The following is a 15,916-nucleotide window of genomic DNA, read 5'->3' as shown; positions in this document are numbered from 1 at the left end:
CGGGGAGGGTGCCAGCTGCACATGGATGTGCGGCGGCCGCGAGTGCGCACAGGGACGTGTGCCCGAGCGGGGCACCCTCGCCGCCCGCGGCGCTGCGGCCCTCTCCGAAGCCCCCGCCGCTTGCCTCTCCGAACATTCACCATGCTCGCCGCTCGCTGCTCGCTGCTCGCCGTGCGCTCGATCCGCCCGGGTCTCGCCCTGGTCCCGCTGCGACGCGTCAGGGGCCGGGCCTCAGCTCGCGTCGTGCACCCCGTCGATCTCCACCGCCAGCTCGCGGCGGCAGATCGCGGCGTGCAGGAGAATCCGCGGCACGCGGTCGCCGAAGCGCTCGTCGAGCGCGCGTTCGACCAGCGGCAGGTCCTCGCGGTCGCGCACGTAGACCTTCAGCCGTGTGCCCGGGCCGAAATGCGCGGGCAGGTCGGGGGCGCGTTCACGCGCGGCGCCCAGCAGGGCGTCGAAGTTGGCGAAGGTCTCGTCCAACTGGGCCAGCAGCTCGTCGGCGGCGTGATGCGAGGCGTGGCCGACCACGGCCGCGGTGCCCGAGAGCAGCAGCGGCATGCTGCCGCCGGGCGGGGGCAGCATCGCGCGGGCGAAGCTCGGCGGCTGCGGCCCGTACTGGCGCGGATACCGGTAGGCGCTGACCTGGCGGGGATTTTCCACCGGCGCTCCGCGCGCCCGGGCGGCCAGCCAGTACACCTGCACCGTGCGCGCGTCGTCGCAGCGGCCGATGGCGGTGGCCGCCGGCAGCGTGCTGGCGTCGAAATCGCCGAGGCCCCGCGCGCGACCGACGCAGAACTGGCGGTAGCGCTCCGCGTCGCCCTCGCCCAGGGTGATGGCGTCCAGATAGTTCCAGACCCGCAGCAGGTGCGGGTACTCGCTCTCGCCGACGAAACGTGTCAGTGCGCGATAGGCGTGTTCGGCGGCCAGCAGGATGCCGCTGTTGTCGCCCAGCCCGGTATGGCCGGCAGGTTCGTCGATCTCGATGGCGCCGAACAGCAACTGGCCGTCGCAGGACCAGGCGATCCCGCCGCTGCGCCCGCTGCGGACCGGCGCATGCGCGTGCCAGACCTCCAGCGGCGCGCGGCCGTGCGGCTGCAGCGGCACGCGCAGGTAGCGTGGATCGTCCAGGCGTGGCGCGTCGGCGCCGAAGCCGAGCACCGCCAGCACATCCCTGCCGGACAGCGGGATGGCCGGATCGGCGTGGTCGACGTATTCGACGCGCAGCCGCGGGGCGACGGGCGGGATCGGTGCGGGACGGCTCACGGATTGCCCTCGTGCAGGGTGTCGCCACGGAAGCCCACGCGCGCCTGGCGGCGGCGCTGCACCCAGCCGCGAAACGCGCGCGGTGCGATCGCCACCGCGTTGAGCGCGTAGATCAACCGGAATAGGTGCAGGCGCCTGCGCACCGCGGCGTTGTCGAACACGTCGCCGGCGAGCATCGAGATGACCGCCTGCTCCAGCTGCCAGTCGTTGCGCGGCGCGGAGAACAGGCGCCGCATCACCGGCGTGTTGAAGCGGTGGATGAACCAGGTGAAGTGGCGCAGGCCGCGGTGCAGGCGCGCCTGCATCGCCGCCTGCATCGGTGCTTCGCGCGCCGGATCCTGCAGCGCGGCGTCGACCACCTCGCTGGCCTGGCGCGCGCTGTCCATGGCCAGATACACGCCGGAGGAGAAGATCGGGTCGACGAAGGCATAGGCGTCGCCGATCAGCATCCAGCCGGGGCCGGCCATGCGGGTGGATCCGTAGGAGTAGTTGCCGGTGGCGTGCACCGGCGCCACCCGGGTCGCGCCCCGCATGCGCGCGCGCACCTCGGGATTGGCGTCCAGCGTGCGCATCAGCAGGGCCTCGTTGTCGATGCGCCCGCCATCGGCGCTGCGCTGCTTCAGGTATTCCGGGAAGCACACCGCGCCCACGCTCATGATGTCGTCGGGCAGCGGGATCAGCCAGAACCAGCCCTGGTCGAAGCGCGCCACGGTGATGTTGCCCGCGTCCTCGCCCTCGTGCCGCGCCACGCCGCGGAAATGGCTGAACAGCGCCGCCGACTGGTGCCGGGGGTCCTTGCGCTTGTATCGGCGGCGCGTGGCGATGAAGGTGTCGCGGCCGCTGGCATCGAGCAGGTAGCGCGGCGCCCAGCGCAGCGTCGCGCCGTCGGCGGCGCGGGCCTCGACCACGCCGGGGCGGCCGTCCGCGCCGAAAGTCACGTCCACAACACGCGTGCGCTGGCGCGCGTCGACGCCGCAGTCGCGCGCGTGTGCGAACAGCAGTTGGTCGAACTGGTCGCGGCGCACGTGCACGGCGTAGTCGTGGCGCGGGTCGAGCGCGCGGCTGAAATGGAACACGTAGCGCCTGCCGGCCATCTCGGTGAGCGGGAAGTCGGCGCCGGGCTTGCGCACGCCGATCGCGCGGACCCGGTCCAGCACGCCCAGCTCCTCCAGGATCGGCATGTTCATCGGCAGCAGGGACTCGCCGATATGGAAACGCGGATGCGCGTCCTTCTCCAGCAGGACCACGCGGCGGCCGCGACGCGCCAGCAGGGCGGCCGCGGTGCTGCCGGCCGGGCCACCGCCGATCACCAGGACGTCGCAGTCCATGGGCGCTGCTGGGGCGGCGACGGGCGATGCGGGGTTGGCCATCCTGGACGTGCGGGACGCGGGTTCGCTGAACGGGTGCGCATGATAGCGGACCGCCCGGTGGCATCCTGAAGGGCCGCCGGACGTCGTCGATCCGGCGCCGCCAAGCGCGCCACGCTTGCGCCGCGCGGCCCGATGCAGGATCGTGGCGGGCCTGTCAGCCAGTGTTCCCTGCCATGTCCGTGCAAACCGATGCCGAACGCGAACTCGCCGAACTGCTCGTCGAGAGCCTCAACCTGGAGGGCGTGAGCGCGGCCGACATCGACCCCGAGGCGCCGCTGTTCAACGCCGGGCTGGGGCTGGATTCGATCGACGCGCTCGAGCTGGCGCTGGCGATCAGCAAGCGCTACGGCTTCCAGCTGCGCTCGGATGCGGACGAGAACCGGCGCATCTTCGCCTCGCTGCGCGCCCTGTCCGACCACGTCCAGCAACATCGAACGACTTGATCCTCGCAACCCAGATCGTCCTGGCGGTGGCTTACGCGCTGCTGGCGCATGGCGCCAGCGCCGGCGGCGACGCGCGCCTGGCGCTGGCCGCGCTGCTGGTGATGGTGGCGCTGGTGATGACCGCGCCGCTGGCGCGGCTGCGGCCCTGGGCATTCCCGGTGAGCCTGGCGCTGGCGGCGGGGAGCTGGTGGCTGTATCGCGCCGGCCTGGCGACCTTGCCGCTGCTGGTCGCGCCGGTGGCGTTCGTGGCGCTGGTGGCCTGGGTGTTCGGCCGCAGCCTCGTCGCGGGGCGGGTGCCGCTGATCACCCGCATCGTCTCGGGCCTGGACGGCGTGCCTCCGGCGCAGTTGCGTGCGGACGTGGCCGCCTACGCGCGCACGCTGACCGCGATGTGGACCGGCGTGCTGGTGCTGCTGGGGCTGGCCAACCTGGTGCTGGCGCTGCTGGCCGAACCCGGCGGGCTGCTCGCCCAGGCGGGGATCGCCTCGCCGCTGCCGGTCACCCACGAACAGTGGTCGTGGTTCGCCAACCTGCTCAACTACGGGCTGGTGGGCGGTTTCTTCGCGCTCGAGTTCCAGTACCGGCGACGCCGTTTCCCGGACCGCGAACAGGGCTTCCTCGGTTTCCTGCGCCGGCTGGGCGGGCTGGGTCCCGCGTTCTGGCGAGATTTCCTGCGCTGACATGGATGGCATGAGCGACCACGGACTGCAGGCGGAGGCACGCGAGGCCTCCGCATCCGGCTTCGCCGCCGTCGCCCGCGCCGAGGCGGCACGCCCGGCCGTGCCCGATCCGCGCGGCGACGGCCCGGCGTGGCGCGTCTGGAACGCACTGCAGTTCGCCTTCACCCTGGCCTGGACCGCCGGCTGGATCAGCCTGGCGCTGCTGCTGCGGCCGCTGTCGGGGCCGGGCGCGCGGCTGCCGCTGCGCATGGCCGCGCGCTGTTGGGCACCCGGGCTGCTGTGGGGCGCGGGCGCTCGCCTGCAGGTCGAGGGCCGGGAGCGGATCGATTTTTCCCGGCCCTGCCTGTTCGTCGCCAACCACCAGTCGGTGATCGACATCTGCGCGCTGTTCGGCGCGATCCCGGTGCCGCTGCGCTTCCTGCTCAAGCAGGAGATGAAGCGGGTTCCGTTCGTGGGCTGGTATGCCTGCGCCACCGGCATGCTGTTCATCGTGCGCGACAGCGCCCGCGCCGGCGCGCTGTTCCGCCGCCAGGCCGCCGCGCTGCTGGCCGGCGGCCAGAGCCTGTGCCTGTTCCCGGAAGGCACGCGCAGCCGCGACGGGGTCATGGGTCCGTTCAAGGCCGGTTCGCTGCAGTCGGCGATCGATGCCGGCGTGGACGTGGTGCCGGTGGCCCTGCACGGGGCCGGCCAGGTGCTGCCGGTGGATGGCTTCTTCCGGGTGCGACCGGGCACGATCCGGGTCACCTTCGGTGCGCCGCTGCCGACCCGCGTGGACGGCCGCCCGGTCGCGCGCCAGGCACTCGCCGGACAGGCGCAGGCGCGGGTCCAGGCGCTGCTCGACGGCGGGGAGTAGGCGGTGCTGGAGTTCGCGATCGACCCCGGGCACCCCTGCCTGCCGGGGCACTTCCCTGGTCGCCCGGTGGTGCCGGGCGTGGTGATCCTCGACCGGGTGGTGGAGGCCATCGAGCAGGCCCACGGGCCGCAGCCGGCCCTGCGCCTGCCGCGGGTGAAGTTCCTGCAGCCGCTGCTGCCCGGCGAGCGGGCGCGGATCGCGCTCGAGCCGCTGTCCGCCGCTCCCGCGCCGCGCTGGCGGTTCCGCGTCTCGCGGGAGGAGACGACGATCGCCAGCGGGGAGATCGCCGCGGGGGAGGCGCAGGCGCGGCCATGAGCGTGGACTGGAAACAGCGCCCGGAGGGCGGCGGACGGCTCGCCGTCTGGACCATGCGCGCGGTGGGCCGCTATGGCGGACGCCCGCTGGCGCGGCTGCTGCTGTATCCGGTCAGCCTGTACTTCCTGCTGCGACGCGGGCCGGAGCGGCGCGCGTCGATCGACTTTCTCGGGCGCGCGCTGGGTCGTCCGGCCCGGCTGTTCGACGGCGCGCGCCATGTGCATGCCTTCGCCTCGGTCACGCTCGACCGGCTGTTCCTGCTCGATGGCAAGGAGAGCCGCTTCAGCATCGACGTCAGCGGCCTGGAGGCGCTGGCGGCCAAGGTCGACGAAGGCCGCGGGGTGCTGCTGTTCGGTTCGCACCTGGGCAGCTTCGAGGTGATGCGCGTGCTGTCGCGCAAGCGGCCCGGGCTCAAGCTGCGGGTGGTGCTGGACAAGGCCCACAGCAAAGCCATCACACAGGTGCTCGACGCGCTGGCGCCGGAGATCGCCGCCGGCGTGATCGACGCCGGCCAGGACGGTCCGGCGCTGATGCTGCAGATCCAGCAGGCCGCCAGCGAAGGTGCGCTGGTGGCGCTGCTGGTCGATCGCACGCTGCCGGGGCAGCGTGCGGTGCAGGTGCCCTTCCTGGGCGCGCCGGCGCGGTTCCCGCTCGCGCCCTGGCAGATGGCGGCGGTGCTGCGGCTGCCGGTGGTGCTGGGCTTCGGCCTGTATCTTGGCGGCAACCGCTACCGGCTGGCCTTCGAGGAGTTCAGCGACGGCATCGACCTGCCGCGCGGCCGCCGCGACGAAGCACTGGCCACGCTCATCGCCGGTTACGCGGCGAGGCTGGAACATCACGCCCGGCAAGCGCCCTACAACTGGTTCAACTTCTACGATTTCTGGCATGTCGACGAACACGAGCAAGCAGCCCAGGCCGTCGCGCCGGGCATCCAATCGGGAGCGTCGGCTGGCGGCCTGCCTGGCCCTGTTGGCGACGCTGCCGCCGGCCTGGGCGCAGACCGGCCCCGATAGCGCCGCGATCCTGAGCGGCCTCGCGCGTCCGCTGCCCGCCGCCACCCCGTTCGTCGAGGTGCGCGAGTCGCCCATGCTCAAGGCGCCGCTGCGCCTGTCCGGAGAGTACCGGCGCCCGGATGCCCAGACCCTGGTGCGCGAGGTACGGGCGCCCTATGCCGAGACCACCACCATCCGCGATGGCCACGCCGTGCTGGCGCGCGCCGGCAAGCCGGAGCGGCGCTTCGCGCTGTCGCGCGCGCCGGAGCTGGCGGCGCTGCAGACCAGCTTCGGCGCGCTGCTGTCGGGCGATGTCGAGGCGTTGCGCCAGCACTACACCGTCGACGCGCAGGGCACGGCCGCGCACTGGGCGCTGCGCCTGGTCCCGCGCGATCGCGCGCTGGCCGAGCGGCTGCAGGGCATCGTCCTGCATGGCGACGGCGGCGAACTGCGCTGCATCGAGACCGTCCCGGCCAAGGGCGCGGCGCAGCGCACGCTGATGGCGGACGCGGCGCAGGCGGCGCTCGAGGCCGGCGAGGCGGCCGACATCGCGGCCCTGTGCCGCGGCGACCGCGCCGCCGGATGAGTGCCCGCGCACGCCTGGCCGGGGCGCTGGGCTGGCTGGCGCTGCTGCTCGCGGCCGGTGCGTGGCTGTCGCAGACGCTGTCGTTCAGCGGCGACCTGCGCCGCTTCCTGCCCGACCCGCGCACGCCCGAACAGAAGCTGCTGATCGACGAACTGGGCGAAGGCCCGGGCTCGCGCCTGCTGCTGCTCGCGCTCGCCGGCGCCGATGCGCAGACCCTGGCGGCGCAGTCGCACGCGATGGCGCAGGCGCTGTCGGCCGATGCGCGCTTCGGCTTCGTGGCCAACGGCGCGGGTGCCGGCCTGGAGGCGATCCCCGAACGGCTGCGCCCCTACCGCTACCTGCTGTCGTCCACGCTCGATGCGCAGCCGCTGGACGCGGACTTCCTGCGCGCCGAGATCGACCAGCGCGTGCAGGACCTGGGCTCGCCGGCGGGCGACCTGGTCGAGCCGCTGCTCTCGTCCGATCCCACCCTGGAAACCCTGCGCCTGGCCGAAGCCTGGCTGCCGGCGCGCGCGCCGCAGACGCTGCACGAGGCCTGGTTCGACCGCGGCGGGACCCAGGCGCTGCTGCTGGTGGAAACGCGCGCGGCCGGATTCGATCCCGAGGGCCAGCGCCAGGCGGTGGAAGCGATCCGCGCGGCGCATGCCGACGCGCGCGGGGATGGCCCGGGCACGCTCGAGCTCAGCGGCCCGGGCGCGTTCGCCGACGAGATCGGCAGCCGCACCGCGCGCGAGGCCGGCTGGATCGGCACCGTGGACAGCATCGGCCTGGTACTGCTGCTGCTGATCGCCTACCGCAGCTGGAAGATCCCGCTGCTGGGCGCGCTGCCGCTGGCCAGCGCCGGCATCGCCGGGCTGGCCTGCCTGGTGCTGCTGTTCGGCGACCGGGTTCACGGCATCACCATCGCCTTCGGCTTCACCCTGATCGGCGTGGTGCAGGACTACCCGATCCACTTCTTCAGCCAGCAGCGCGCGGGCCTGTCGCCCTGGCACAGCGTGCGCGCGCTGTGGCCGACCCTGGCCACGGGCGTGGTGGCCACCTGCATCGCCTACCTCACCTTCCTGTTTTCGGGGGTGGACGGGCTGCGCCAGCTGGCGGTGTTCACCATCGCCGCGCTGGCGACCGCGGCCCTGTGCACGCGCTTCCTGCTGCCGGCGCTGATCGATCCAGCCCGTCGCGACGTGGCCGATTCGCCGCGCCTGCATCGCCTGTGGAACCGGATCGAGCGCCTGCCGCGCCCGCGCTGGTCGCTGCTGGTGCTGGCCTTGGTCGCGCTGGCGGTGATCGCGTGGCGGCCGGGCGCGTTCTGGCAGAACGACCTGGCCAAGCTGACGCCGGTGCCGGCGCCCCTGCTCGAGCGCGACGCCCAGCTGCGCGACGAACTTGGTGCGCCGGACGTGCGCTACGTGCTGACCGTGCATGCGGCCGGGACCGAGTCCGCGCTGCAGGCCAGCGAGCGCCTGCGGCCGGCGCTGGACGCGCTGGTTGCGGCCGGCGCCCTGGACGGCTACGACATGGCGGCCCGCTACCTGCCCAGCGCCGCGGTGCAGCGTGCGCGCCAGCAGGCCTTGCCCGCGCCGGACACCCTGCGCGCGGCGCTGGCCGGCGCCCTCCAGGGATCGCCGTTCCGCGACGATGCGTTCGAGGACTTCGTGGACGATGTGGCGACCGCGCGCACCGCCCCACCGCTGCAGCCGCGCGACCTGGACGGCACACCGCTGGCGTCCAGCGTGCAGGGGCTGCTGGTGGAGGGCGCCAACGGCGCGACCGCGCTGGTGTCGCTCAGCGGCCTGCGCGACGTGGAGGCAGTGGCGCGCGCGGCCTGCGTCGGCGGCGCGCGCCTGCTGGACATGAAGCAGGCCTCCGAATCGCTGGTGGCGGACTACCGCGGACGCATCCTCGCCGCCCTGGCGCTGGCCGCGCTGCTGCTCGCGGCGACGGTCTGGATCGCGCTGCGCAGTCCGCGCCGCGCGCTGCGGGTGTTGCTGCCGATGGCCCTGACCACGCTGCTGGTGCTGGCGGTGCTGCGCGCGGCGGGCGTCGAACTGACCCTGTTCCACCTGATTTCGCTGATCCTGGCCGCAGGGCTGGGCCTGGACTACGCGCTGTTCTTCGAGCATGCCGGCGATTCGCGCGACGACCAGCTGCGCACCCTGCATGCGGTGATCGTGTGCAGTCTGATGACGCTGCTGGTGTTCAGCCTGCTCGCGCTGTCGAGCATCCCGGTGCTGCGCGCGATCGGCAGCACGGTGGCGCTGGGCGTGCTGTTCAACTTCGTGCTGTCGCTGCTGGTGTCGCGTGCACCGGCCGGCGGCGCAGCGGTTCCCTCGGCGCAGGAGCCATCGCCATGACGATCGACCGGCACCGGATCGAGGCGCTGGTCCCGCACAAGCATGCGATGTGCCTGTGGGACGAGGTGGTGGACTGGAATGCCGAGCGCATCGTGCTTCGCAGCGATGGACATCGCGATCCGGCGCACCCGCTGCGCAGCGCGGGACAGCTGCGCGCCCTGCACCTGTGCGAGTACGGTGCCCAGGCGATGGCCGTGCACGGCGGCCTGCTGGCCAGCGCCCCCGGCGCCGCGCCGCGCCCGGGCATGCTGGTCGCGCTGCGCGACGTGGCGCTGCACGTCGCGCGCATCGACGACCTGCCCGGCGCGATCGAGTGCGAGGCGCAGCTGGTGGCGGCCGGCGACGACAGCCAGCTGTACGCCTTCCGCATCGTCCACGCCGGGCGCGTGCTGGCCGAGGGTCGGGCCACCGTGATGCTGGGTCCGGCAGCGCCCTGATCGGTGGCGCAGGCCTGCGAACGGCGGCGCGCCGGCAGCTGCGGCCGCCCGCGCGAGTCCGCATAATCGGCGGTCATTCCCATCGGGACACGCGATGAAACGGGCCCTCGTCACCGGCGGCAGCGGCGATCTCGGCGGCGCGGTCTGCATGCAGCTGGCCGCGGCCGGCCTGCATGTGGTGGTGCACGCCAACGGCAACCTCGCACGCGCGCAGTCGGTGGTCGCCGCAATCTCCGCCGCCGGCGGCAGCGCCGAGGCGCTGGCCTTCGACGTGGCCGACGGCGAGGCCACGCGCGCCGCGATCGATGCATTGCTCGAATCCGGGCCGGTGCAGGTGGTGGTCAACAACGCCGGCATCCACGACGACGCCCCGATGGCCGGCATGTCCGATGCGCAGTGGAAACGGGTGGTGGACGTCTCGCTGCACGGCTTCTTCCACGTCACCCAGCCGCTGCTGCTGCCGATGGCGCGGACCCGCTGGGGACGCATCGTCAGCGTCTCCAGCGTGGCGGCGGTGCTGGGCAACCGCGGCCAGGCGAACTACGCCGCGGCCAAGGCCGCCCTGCACGGCGCCAGCAAGTCGCTGGCGCGGGAGATGGGCTCGCGCGGCATCACCGTCAACGTGGTGGCGCCGGGGGTGATTGCCGGGCGCATGACCGAAGGCGTGTTCGACCTCGCTGCGATCAGGCAGATGGTGCCGGCCGGGCGTGCCGGCACGCCGCAGGAGGTGGCGGCGCTGGTGGCTTTCCTGTGTTCGGAGCAGGCCGGCTACATCAACGGCCAGGTGATCGGCGTCGACGGCGGCATGAGCTGAGCGGGGGTCGCGCAACGTTCACGGACGCCAGCGGAGACTGGCGCCGGTCCCACCGGAAACCGCCGCCATGGCCCGTTTTTCCGCCCTTCTTCTGTCCGCCGCCGCCGCCTCCCTGCTGGCCGCCTGCGCCAGTTCGCACGTGCTGACCGGCACCCCGCGTCCGCCCATCGATCCTGCACAGGTGCGGATCTACTACGGTCCGCCGCCGGGCGGCTACGAGGAGATCGCGCGCCTGGACGTGCGCAGTGGCGCGTTCACCTACGGTGCGCAGAACAAGTCCAATGCGGTGATCCGCAACCTGCGCGAGGAGGCCGCGCGCCTGGGCGCCAACGGCGTGCTGCTGCAGGGCACCGGCCAGGGGCCGGACAACAGCGCGGTCAGCGTGGGCGGAGGCGTCGGCCGGTTCGGCGGTCGCAGCGCGTCCAGCGTCGGGGTCGGCGTCAATATCTCGCCGACCCAGACCTACGCCAGCGGCATCGCGGTCTGGGTCGAGAATCCCCCGCCGGAAACGCCCTGATCGGACCGCCGCTCAGGCGGCGAGCTCGCGCCCGGCGTACCAGGTCGCGGGCAGGGAACGGTCACCGCCGGCGTGCGCCTGCAGCAGCGTCTCCAGGCCCTGGTCGTCGATCCCGAGGTGGTCGGCCCGTGCGCGTTCCAGGATCTCCAGGGCCAGCCAGCGCATGCGCGCCACGTTGTCGGCGATGCGTTCCAGGAAGGCCGGCGTATCCAGCCTGTCCGCGAGCTGGCCGTTCATCTGCCGGAACCAGTCGATGCGGAACTGGTCGAGCAGCCGTCCCGCCGGCGCTTCGCGCCCTTCGTTGCGCAGGCCCCACTCGCGCAGCAGCGGCTGCATGGCGCGGTTGAGCGCGCTGGCCTCCTCGAACAGCGGCCGCAGCCGCCCGAGCACCGACAGGTCGGTCAGGCGCTCGCCGAAGAACAGCGGCGCCAGCAGCGCCCAGTAGTAGGTGTAGTCCCAGATCACCTTGACCGGCATCACCCGCTCGTCGCCGAACAGCGGGTACTGGTCCTGGTAGAGGGTGAGCGTGTTCTCGTAGAACGAGAAATACAGCTGTTCGTACAGCGCCACATAGGGCTCGAACGGTTCGCCCGCCGCGTCGCGCGCCACCAGGTCGCAGATGTAGGTGTTGGCGATCGCGATGAAGTCGCTGCCGGGCGAGTAGAACGGATCGAGGAATACGCCCGCCTCGCCGGTCAGCGCCCAGCGCCGGGCCGAGAACACCTGGCGCGCGCTGTAGGAGAAGTGGCGCAGGAACAGGAAATCCTGCACCGCGTGCCCGCCGCGGTCCAGGCGTTCGGCGACCTGCGGCTGGTGGACGCGCAGCCACTCCATCGCCTTGGCATGGGTGTTCATCGTCTCGAGCGGATGCATCTTCGCGTCGCACACGATGCCCAGCGAATGCGCGCCCGACGACAGCGGGATCAGCCAGAACCAGTAGCCCGGCCCGCACATGTGGTTGGTCGAGCGCCAGCGGTCGGGCGGATCGCAGCGCTGCAGCCAGGCCGGATCCTGCGACCAGTCGTTGGGGTCGAGGATGCCTTCCACCCGCCACCACACCGCGTTGGCGTCGTGGTCGTTGGGCTTGGCGAGGTCGAGCTTGCGCTTGAGCAGGCCGGCGCGGCCGCTCGCGTCCAGCAGCCAGCGGCAGCGCAGTTCGTGCGACTGCCCATCGTGTTCGATCCCGACCACGTGGTCGGCGTCGTCACCGGCCAGCGCCAAGGTGCGTACGCTGCTGCCGTCGCGGAACGCCACGCCCGCGTCGCGGGCGCGTTCGCCGAGGAAGTTCTCGAAGCGCCCGCGATCGATCTGCCAGGACGGCGTCGGCAGCAGCTGGCTGACGCCGACTTCGGTGCAGCCGTCGATGGCGCGGCTGCCGTCGGAGAAGAAGAAGCGGAAGCCGAACTTGCGGATCTGCTCGGTCTCCAGGTGCTCGCGCAGGCCCAGCACCTCGGCGAAATAGTGCGCGCCGATCTCCACCGTGGATTCGCCGACCTTGAACGCGCCCTCGCGCACCGGATGCGCACGCCGTTCGATCACGGTGACCGAGAGCGATGGGGCGCGCTGGCGCAGCTGCAGGGCCAGGGTCAGGCCGGCGAGTCCGCCGCCGAGGATGATCACGTCGCTGCGCTGGTCGCTCTGGGGCATGGGCGGGCCTGGGGGAAGGAGGGACTGCGAGACTAGCGCAGGCCGCGGCGGGCCGCCTTCACCGGCCGGCTTCAGGATGCCGCGCGTCGGGCGCGGCGGTGTCGCGGTCGAAGATCACCGGCGGGCGCCGGCGTTTGTTCCGCCAGGCCTGCAGCAGGCGGCCGTGAGCGAACACCTGCCCGACCACGTGCGTGGTGATGTGCGAGAGGTCGCGGAACAGCCGGAAATGGCTCTTGCGGAACTGCAGCGGGCTGCCGGCTTCCGCATACCGGGTTTCCACCGGCACCGAGACCACGCCGAAGCCGAGCTCGCGCGCGGCCGAGATCAGGATCTGCGCCTCGAACACGAAGCCTTCGCCCGGCACGTCGCGCAATGCCAGCACCGGCGCGGGATACAGCCGCTGCCCGCTCTGGCTGTCGACCAGCTGGAAGCCGCAGCCCCAGGCGATGCCCCAGTCGCCGAAGTCGTTGCCGATGCGCCGGTACCAGGGCTGGCTGCTGCGCTTGCGCAGGCGCGCGCCGTTGACGATGTTGCCGGGGTGGGCATTGCCTGCCGCGATCAGGCGCGGGATGTCGCGCGCGTCGTGCTGGCCGTCGCCATCCATCGTCACCACCGCGGCCATGCCGCGGCGCAGCGCTTCGGCGAAACCGTCGCGCAGGGCGCCGCCCTTGCCCGTGCGCCGCGGGTGACGCAGCAGCACCGCGGGCGTCGATGCCACGATGCTGGCGGTGGCGTCGTCGGAGCCATCGTCGACCACGATCACCAGGTCGCATTGCGCGAGCGCGCCGGCGACCACCTCGGCGATGCGCAGTTCCTCGTTGAGCGCGGGGATCACCGCTGCGACATTGCCGCGATGCAGATGCGGCTGCTCAGCCATGGCCGATGTCCAGCCGCAGTCGCCGGCCCGGGCCGGCATGCAGCGCGACGTGGTCGTCGCCGCTGGCCAGCGCATCGAACAGCGGCAGCATCGGCGCCATCGCGTTGGCGCGCGCGTGCCGCGCGAGCGGGCCGGGCCCTTCGCCGGCATCGCCGTCCTCGAGCCGCGCCGAGAGCCGCGGCCCGTTTCCATCGCGCACCAGCACCAGCGCGCCCCCGAGCAGCCCTTCGCTGCGGGTCACCGTGCCCAGCAGGCCGCTGGCCGCGGTGTCGTAGCCGACCAGCAGCACCGCCGGCGCGTCGGTGGCCAGCTGCACCATCGCCTCCAGCAGCCCCTGCGCGAAGCTCGCGCGGTGCGCGCTGATGGCCGTGGCGGTGCGCATGCAGCCGGCGCCGATGGTCCAGTAGCCGGCGGCGGCGTTGTGCACGGAGTTGTGGAATTTCGTGGGCGAGACCTCGCCGGGCGCGGTCGCCAGCGTGGCGCACATGTAATCGGTGATGCCGAGGTCGCCGTGGGTCGAGGCGAACACCGAGGGCAGGCCGTCCGCGGCCAGCCCGGCATCGGCGCAGGCGGCCAGCGCGACTTCGAGTGCGACCAGGACCGAGGGCGGCGCGCGACGGCGTTCGTTGGGCGCCAGCAGCTGGGGTGCGGGCCGGCCCGGTGCATCGCCCGGCAGGGCGCCGCCAGCGGCGAAGGCGCGTGCGGCCTGCCAGTCGGGCAGGCCGTCGGCCCAGAAGCCGACACCGGCGATGCGCGCGGCCAGCGTGCTCATGCCGTCGCCCCGCGGCCGAACACCAGCGAGCAGTTGTTGCCGCCGAAGCCGAAGGAATTGTTCATCGCATAGTCGATGTCGCGCTGCGCGTTGTCGAAGCGGATCTGCGGTCCGCAGCCCGGGTCGGGCGTGGTGCTGTTGAGGATGCCCGGCAGCACCCCGTCGCGCAGTGCGAGCAGTGCCACCACCGATTCGACGACGCCGGCCGCCCCCAGGGTATGCCCGGTCCACCCCTTGGTCGAACTGGCATGCAGGCGGCCTGGGAACAGCGCCGCCACCGCGCGCGCCTCGATCGCGTCGTTGGCGGGCGTGGAGGTGCCGTGCAGGTTCAGATAGCCGACCTCGCCCGGCTCGATTCCCGCGCGCGCCAGCGCATCGCGCATGGCGAACGTGGCGCCCAGCCCCTCCGGATGCGGCGCGGACATGTGGTGGGCGTCGCTGGATTCGCCATAGCCGCGCAGCTGCAGGCCGTCATCGCCGGGCGCCGCGAGCTCGAGCAGGGCAAAGCCGCCGGCCTCGCCCAGCGACAGCCCGTCGCGACGGGCATCGAACGGACGGCAGGGCTCCTGCGAAACCAGGCCCAATGCGTTGAAGCCGAACAGCACGCTGCCGCACAGCGTGTCGACGCCGCCGACCAGGGCCGCATCGACCACGCCGGCGTGGATCAGGCGCGCGGCCTGGGCGAAGACCTTGGCGCTGGACGAGCAGGCGGTGGCCACGGTCACGCAGGGACCGCGCAGCCCGGTGGCCTGCTGCAGGAAGTCGCCCAGCGAATGCGGCGTGTGCACGATCGGCCGCTGCAGGTCGGGGGGAAAGCTGGCGCCTCCCTCGGCCTGCGCCCGCGCATAGCCTTCCTCGCTGGCACCGATGCTGGAGGTGGAGGTGCCGACCACGAGGGCGATGCGGTCGGCGCCGCGGCGCGCGACCAGGGCCTGCAGTGCGTCGGGCAGCCCGTCCTGCTGCAGGGCCAGCCAGGCCAGGCGGTTGTTGCGGCATTCCCAGGCGGCGAACCGCGCGGGCAACGGCGCATCTTCCAGGCCGTCCACCCGGCCGATCCAGGTGGGCAGGGGCGAGTCACCGAAGTCGTTGCGGCGCAGGCCGCCGCGACGGTTCGCCAGCGCCGAGGCCTGGGCCGCCACTCCAGCCCCCAGCGCCGTGGTCGCGCTGAAGCCGCGCAGGGCGATGGGCGGCATGCGTGAGGGCAGGTCGGGTGCGGGCACGGCGGCTCGGTGGCGAAAGGCGCCCGAGTATAGCGACCGCCTGGTGAGGATAGACTTCGCGCTCGTCACCCGGAGACCTGCGCCGATGCCCCGCTCGCGACTCGCGCACAGGCTGGCGCTGCTGACCGATCGCGACGCCCTGCATTCGCTGGCGGTGGCCGCGCTGGCCTGCGCGGCCAGCCTCGGCGTGGTCTACGTGGGCTACCTGGTGCACGTGGTCCGGGTGGCGCGCAATGCCCCCTGCGAACCGGCGCGCGGCGAGACCGTGCTGCTGTTCGGCAAGCACGCGCCGCGGGGGCAGCCCGATCCCGACTTCCAGGCGCGGCTGCAGCGCGCCGCCAGCCTGTGGCGGCAGCGGCCGCCGCGCAGCATGTTCCTGCTCGGCGGCGGCCCGGCCGGTGCGCCCAGCGAGGCCGCGCTGGCGCAGGCCCGGCTGATCGAACTGGGCATCCCGGCCGATGCGTCGCTGGTGCTGGAGGACCGCTCGCGCGACACCCTGGAAAACCTGCGCAATGCCCGCGCGCTGTGGCCGCTCGGCGCGCCGGCCGAACCGGTCACCCTGCTCAGCAGCCGCTACCACCTGGCCCGCTGCGCCCTGCTCGCGGGGCAGCTGGGCCTGCGCTGGGAACTGTGCGCGGCCGAACCCGCGCTGTCCTGGCGCCCGAGTGCGCTCTGGCGCATGGCCGGCGAGGCGGCCTATGTGTGCTGGGTCGACCTGGGCGCGCGCTGGGCGCGCCTGATCGGCCACCAGCGCATGCTTGCGCGGCTGCGCTGAGGCG

Annotated in this window: 17 protein-coding genes; 11 read left to right on the top strand and 6 right to left on the bottom strand. The window is 73.1% G+C overall.

Features of this window, described 5'->3' with window-relative positions; translation table 11 throughout:
- Positions 1-231 precede the first annotated feature (231 nt).
- Both ACQYVW_RS16175 and ACQYVW_RS16170 read right to left on the bottom strand, forming a co-directional pair.
- Positions 232-1,263, bottom strand: a complete 1,032-nt coding sequence (locus ACQYVW_RS16175; protein WP_434947683.1) for a chorismate transformation FkbO/Hyg5 family protein — start codon at positions 1,261-1,263, stop codon at positions 232-234.
- The gene (locus tag ACQYVW_RS16170) at positions 1,260-2,633 is read right to left on the bottom strand and encodes an NAD(P)/FAD-dependent oxidoreductase (protein ID WP_434947682.1); all 1,374 of its coding nucleotides are present in this window, start codon (positions 2,631-2,633) and stop codon (positions 1,260-1,262) included. Before ACQYVW_RS16170 ends, ACQYVW_RS16175 begins: the two co-directional genes overlap by 4 nt.
- A gap of 173 nt (positions 2,634-2,806) precedes the next feature.
- Here ACQYVW_RS16170 and ACQYVW_RS16165 point away from each other — a divergent pair, with 173 nt between their 5' ends.
- From ACQYVW_RS16165 to ACQYVW_RS16120, 10 genes are all read left to right on the top strand, one after another.
- On the top strand, positions 2,807-3,076 hold the full coding sequence (locus tag ACQYVW_RS16165; protein ID WP_434936134.1) for a phosphopantetheine-binding protein: 270 nt from the start codon (positions 2,807-2,809) through the stop codon (positions 3,074-3,076).
- Complete coding sequence (locus ACQYVW_RS16160) at positions 3,073-3,756, top strand: COG4648 family protein (protein WP_434947681.1); 684 nt, start codon at positions 3,073-3,075, stop codon at positions 3,754-3,756. Before ACQYVW_RS16165 ends, ACQYVW_RS16160 begins: the two co-directional genes overlap by 4 nt.
- A 10-nt stretch (positions 3,757-3,766) precedes the next feature.
- Positions 3,767-4,609, top strand: coding sequence for a lysophospholipid acyltransferase family protein (locus tag ACQYVW_RS16155; RefSeq protein WP_434947680.1), 843 nt, complete (start codon positions 3,767-3,769; stop codon positions 4,607-4,609).
- Between the two features lie 6 nt (positions 4,610-4,615).
- Complete coding sequence (locus ACQYVW_RS16150) at positions 4,616-4,924, top strand: ApeI family dehydratase (RefSeq protein WP_434947721.1); 309 nt, start codon at positions 4,616-4,618, stop codon at positions 4,922-4,924.
- Positions 4,921-5,937, top strand: coding sequence for a lysophospholipid acyltransferase family protein (locus ACQYVW_RS16145; protein ID WP_434947679.1), 1,017 nt, complete (start codon positions 4,921-4,923; stop codon positions 5,935-5,937). Before ACQYVW_RS16150 ends, ACQYVW_RS16145 begins: the two co-directional genes overlap by 4 nt.
- A complete protein-coding gene (locus ACQYVW_RS16140; protein WP_434947678.1) occupies positions 5,894-6,502 on the top strand; it encodes a LolA-related protein in 609 nt (202 codons plus the stop codon). The genes ACQYVW_RS16145 and ACQYVW_RS16140 overlap by 44 nt, the downstream gene beginning before the upstream one ends.
- Entirely contained in the window at positions 6,499-8,853 is a 2,355-nt protein-coding gene (locus tag ACQYVW_RS16135) for an MMPL family transporter (RefSeq protein ID WP_434947677.1), read from the top strand. Before ACQYVW_RS16140 ends, ACQYVW_RS16135 begins: the two co-directional genes overlap by 4 nt.
- Positions 8,850-9,290, top strand: coding sequence for a hotdog family protein (locus tag ACQYVW_RS16130; protein WP_434936307.1), 441 nt, complete (start codon positions 8,850-8,852; stop codon positions 9,288-9,290). Before ACQYVW_RS16135 ends, ACQYVW_RS16130 begins: the two co-directional genes overlap by 4 nt.
- Before the next feature lie 94 nt (positions 9,291-9,384).
- Complete coding sequence (gene fabG / locus ACQYVW_RS16125; protein ID WP_434936306.1) at positions 9,385-10,104, top strand: 3-oxoacyl-ACP reductase FabG; 720 nt, start codon at positions 9,385-9,387, stop codon at positions 10,102-10,104.
- 67 nt (positions 10,105-10,171) lie between these two features.
- Complete coding sequence (locus ACQYVW_RS16120) at positions 10,172-10,621, top strand: hypothetical protein (protein WP_434936304.1); 450 nt, start codon at positions 10,172-10,174, stop codon at positions 10,619-10,621.
- 12 nt (positions 10,622-10,633) lie between these two features.
- Here ACQYVW_RS16120 and ACQYVW_RS16115 read toward each other — a convergent pair whose 3' ends face one another.
- Genes ACQYVW_RS16115 through ACQYVW_RS16100 form a run of 4 tightly spaced genes read right to left on the bottom strand, consistent with a single transcriptional unit; the run spans position 10,634 to position 15,110 of the window.
- On the bottom strand, positions 10,634-12,268 hold the full coding sequence (locus tag ACQYVW_RS16115; protein WP_434947676.1) for an NAD(P)/FAD-dependent oxidoreductase: 1,635 nt from the start codon (positions 12,266-12,268) through the stop codon (positions 10,634-10,636).
- Positions 12,269-12,326: 58 nt separating this feature from the next.
- Positions 12,327-13,145, bottom strand: coding sequence for a glycosyltransferase family 2 protein (locus ACQYVW_RS16110; RefSeq protein WP_434947675.1), 819 nt, complete (start codon positions 13,143-13,145; stop codon positions 12,327-12,329).
- On the bottom strand, positions 13,138-13,917 hold the full coding sequence (locus ACQYVW_RS16105) for a beta-ketoacyl synthase chain length factor (protein WP_434947674.1): 780 nt from the start codon (positions 13,915-13,917) through the stop codon (positions 13,138-13,140). The genes ACQYVW_RS16110 and ACQYVW_RS16105 overlap by 8 nt, the downstream gene beginning before the upstream one ends.
- Positions 13,914-15,110, bottom strand: coding sequence for a beta-ketoacyl-[acyl-carrier-protein] synthase family protein (locus tag ACQYVW_RS16100; RefSeq protein WP_434947673.1), 1,197 nt, complete (start codon positions 15,108-15,110; stop codon positions 13,914-13,916). The genes ACQYVW_RS16105 and ACQYVW_RS16100 overlap by 4 nt, the downstream gene beginning before the upstream one ends.
- A 112-nt stretch (positions 15,111-15,222) precedes the next feature.
- Here ACQYVW_RS16100 and ACQYVW_RS16095 point away from each other — a divergent pair, with 112 nt between their 5' ends.
- Complete coding sequence (locus ACQYVW_RS16095) at positions 15,223-15,912, top strand: YdcF family protein (protein ID WP_434947672.1); 690 nt, start codon at positions 15,223-15,225, stop codon at positions 15,910-15,912.
- The last annotated feature ends 4 nt before the right edge of the window (positions 15,913-15,916 follow it).

This window comes from Luteimonas campi (assembly GCF_051162505.1).
GTDB lineage: Bacteria > Pseudomonadota > Gammaproteobacteria > Xanthomonadales > Xanthomonadaceae > Luteimonas.
This window is presented reverse-complemented; position numbering and strand designations above follow the sequence as displayed.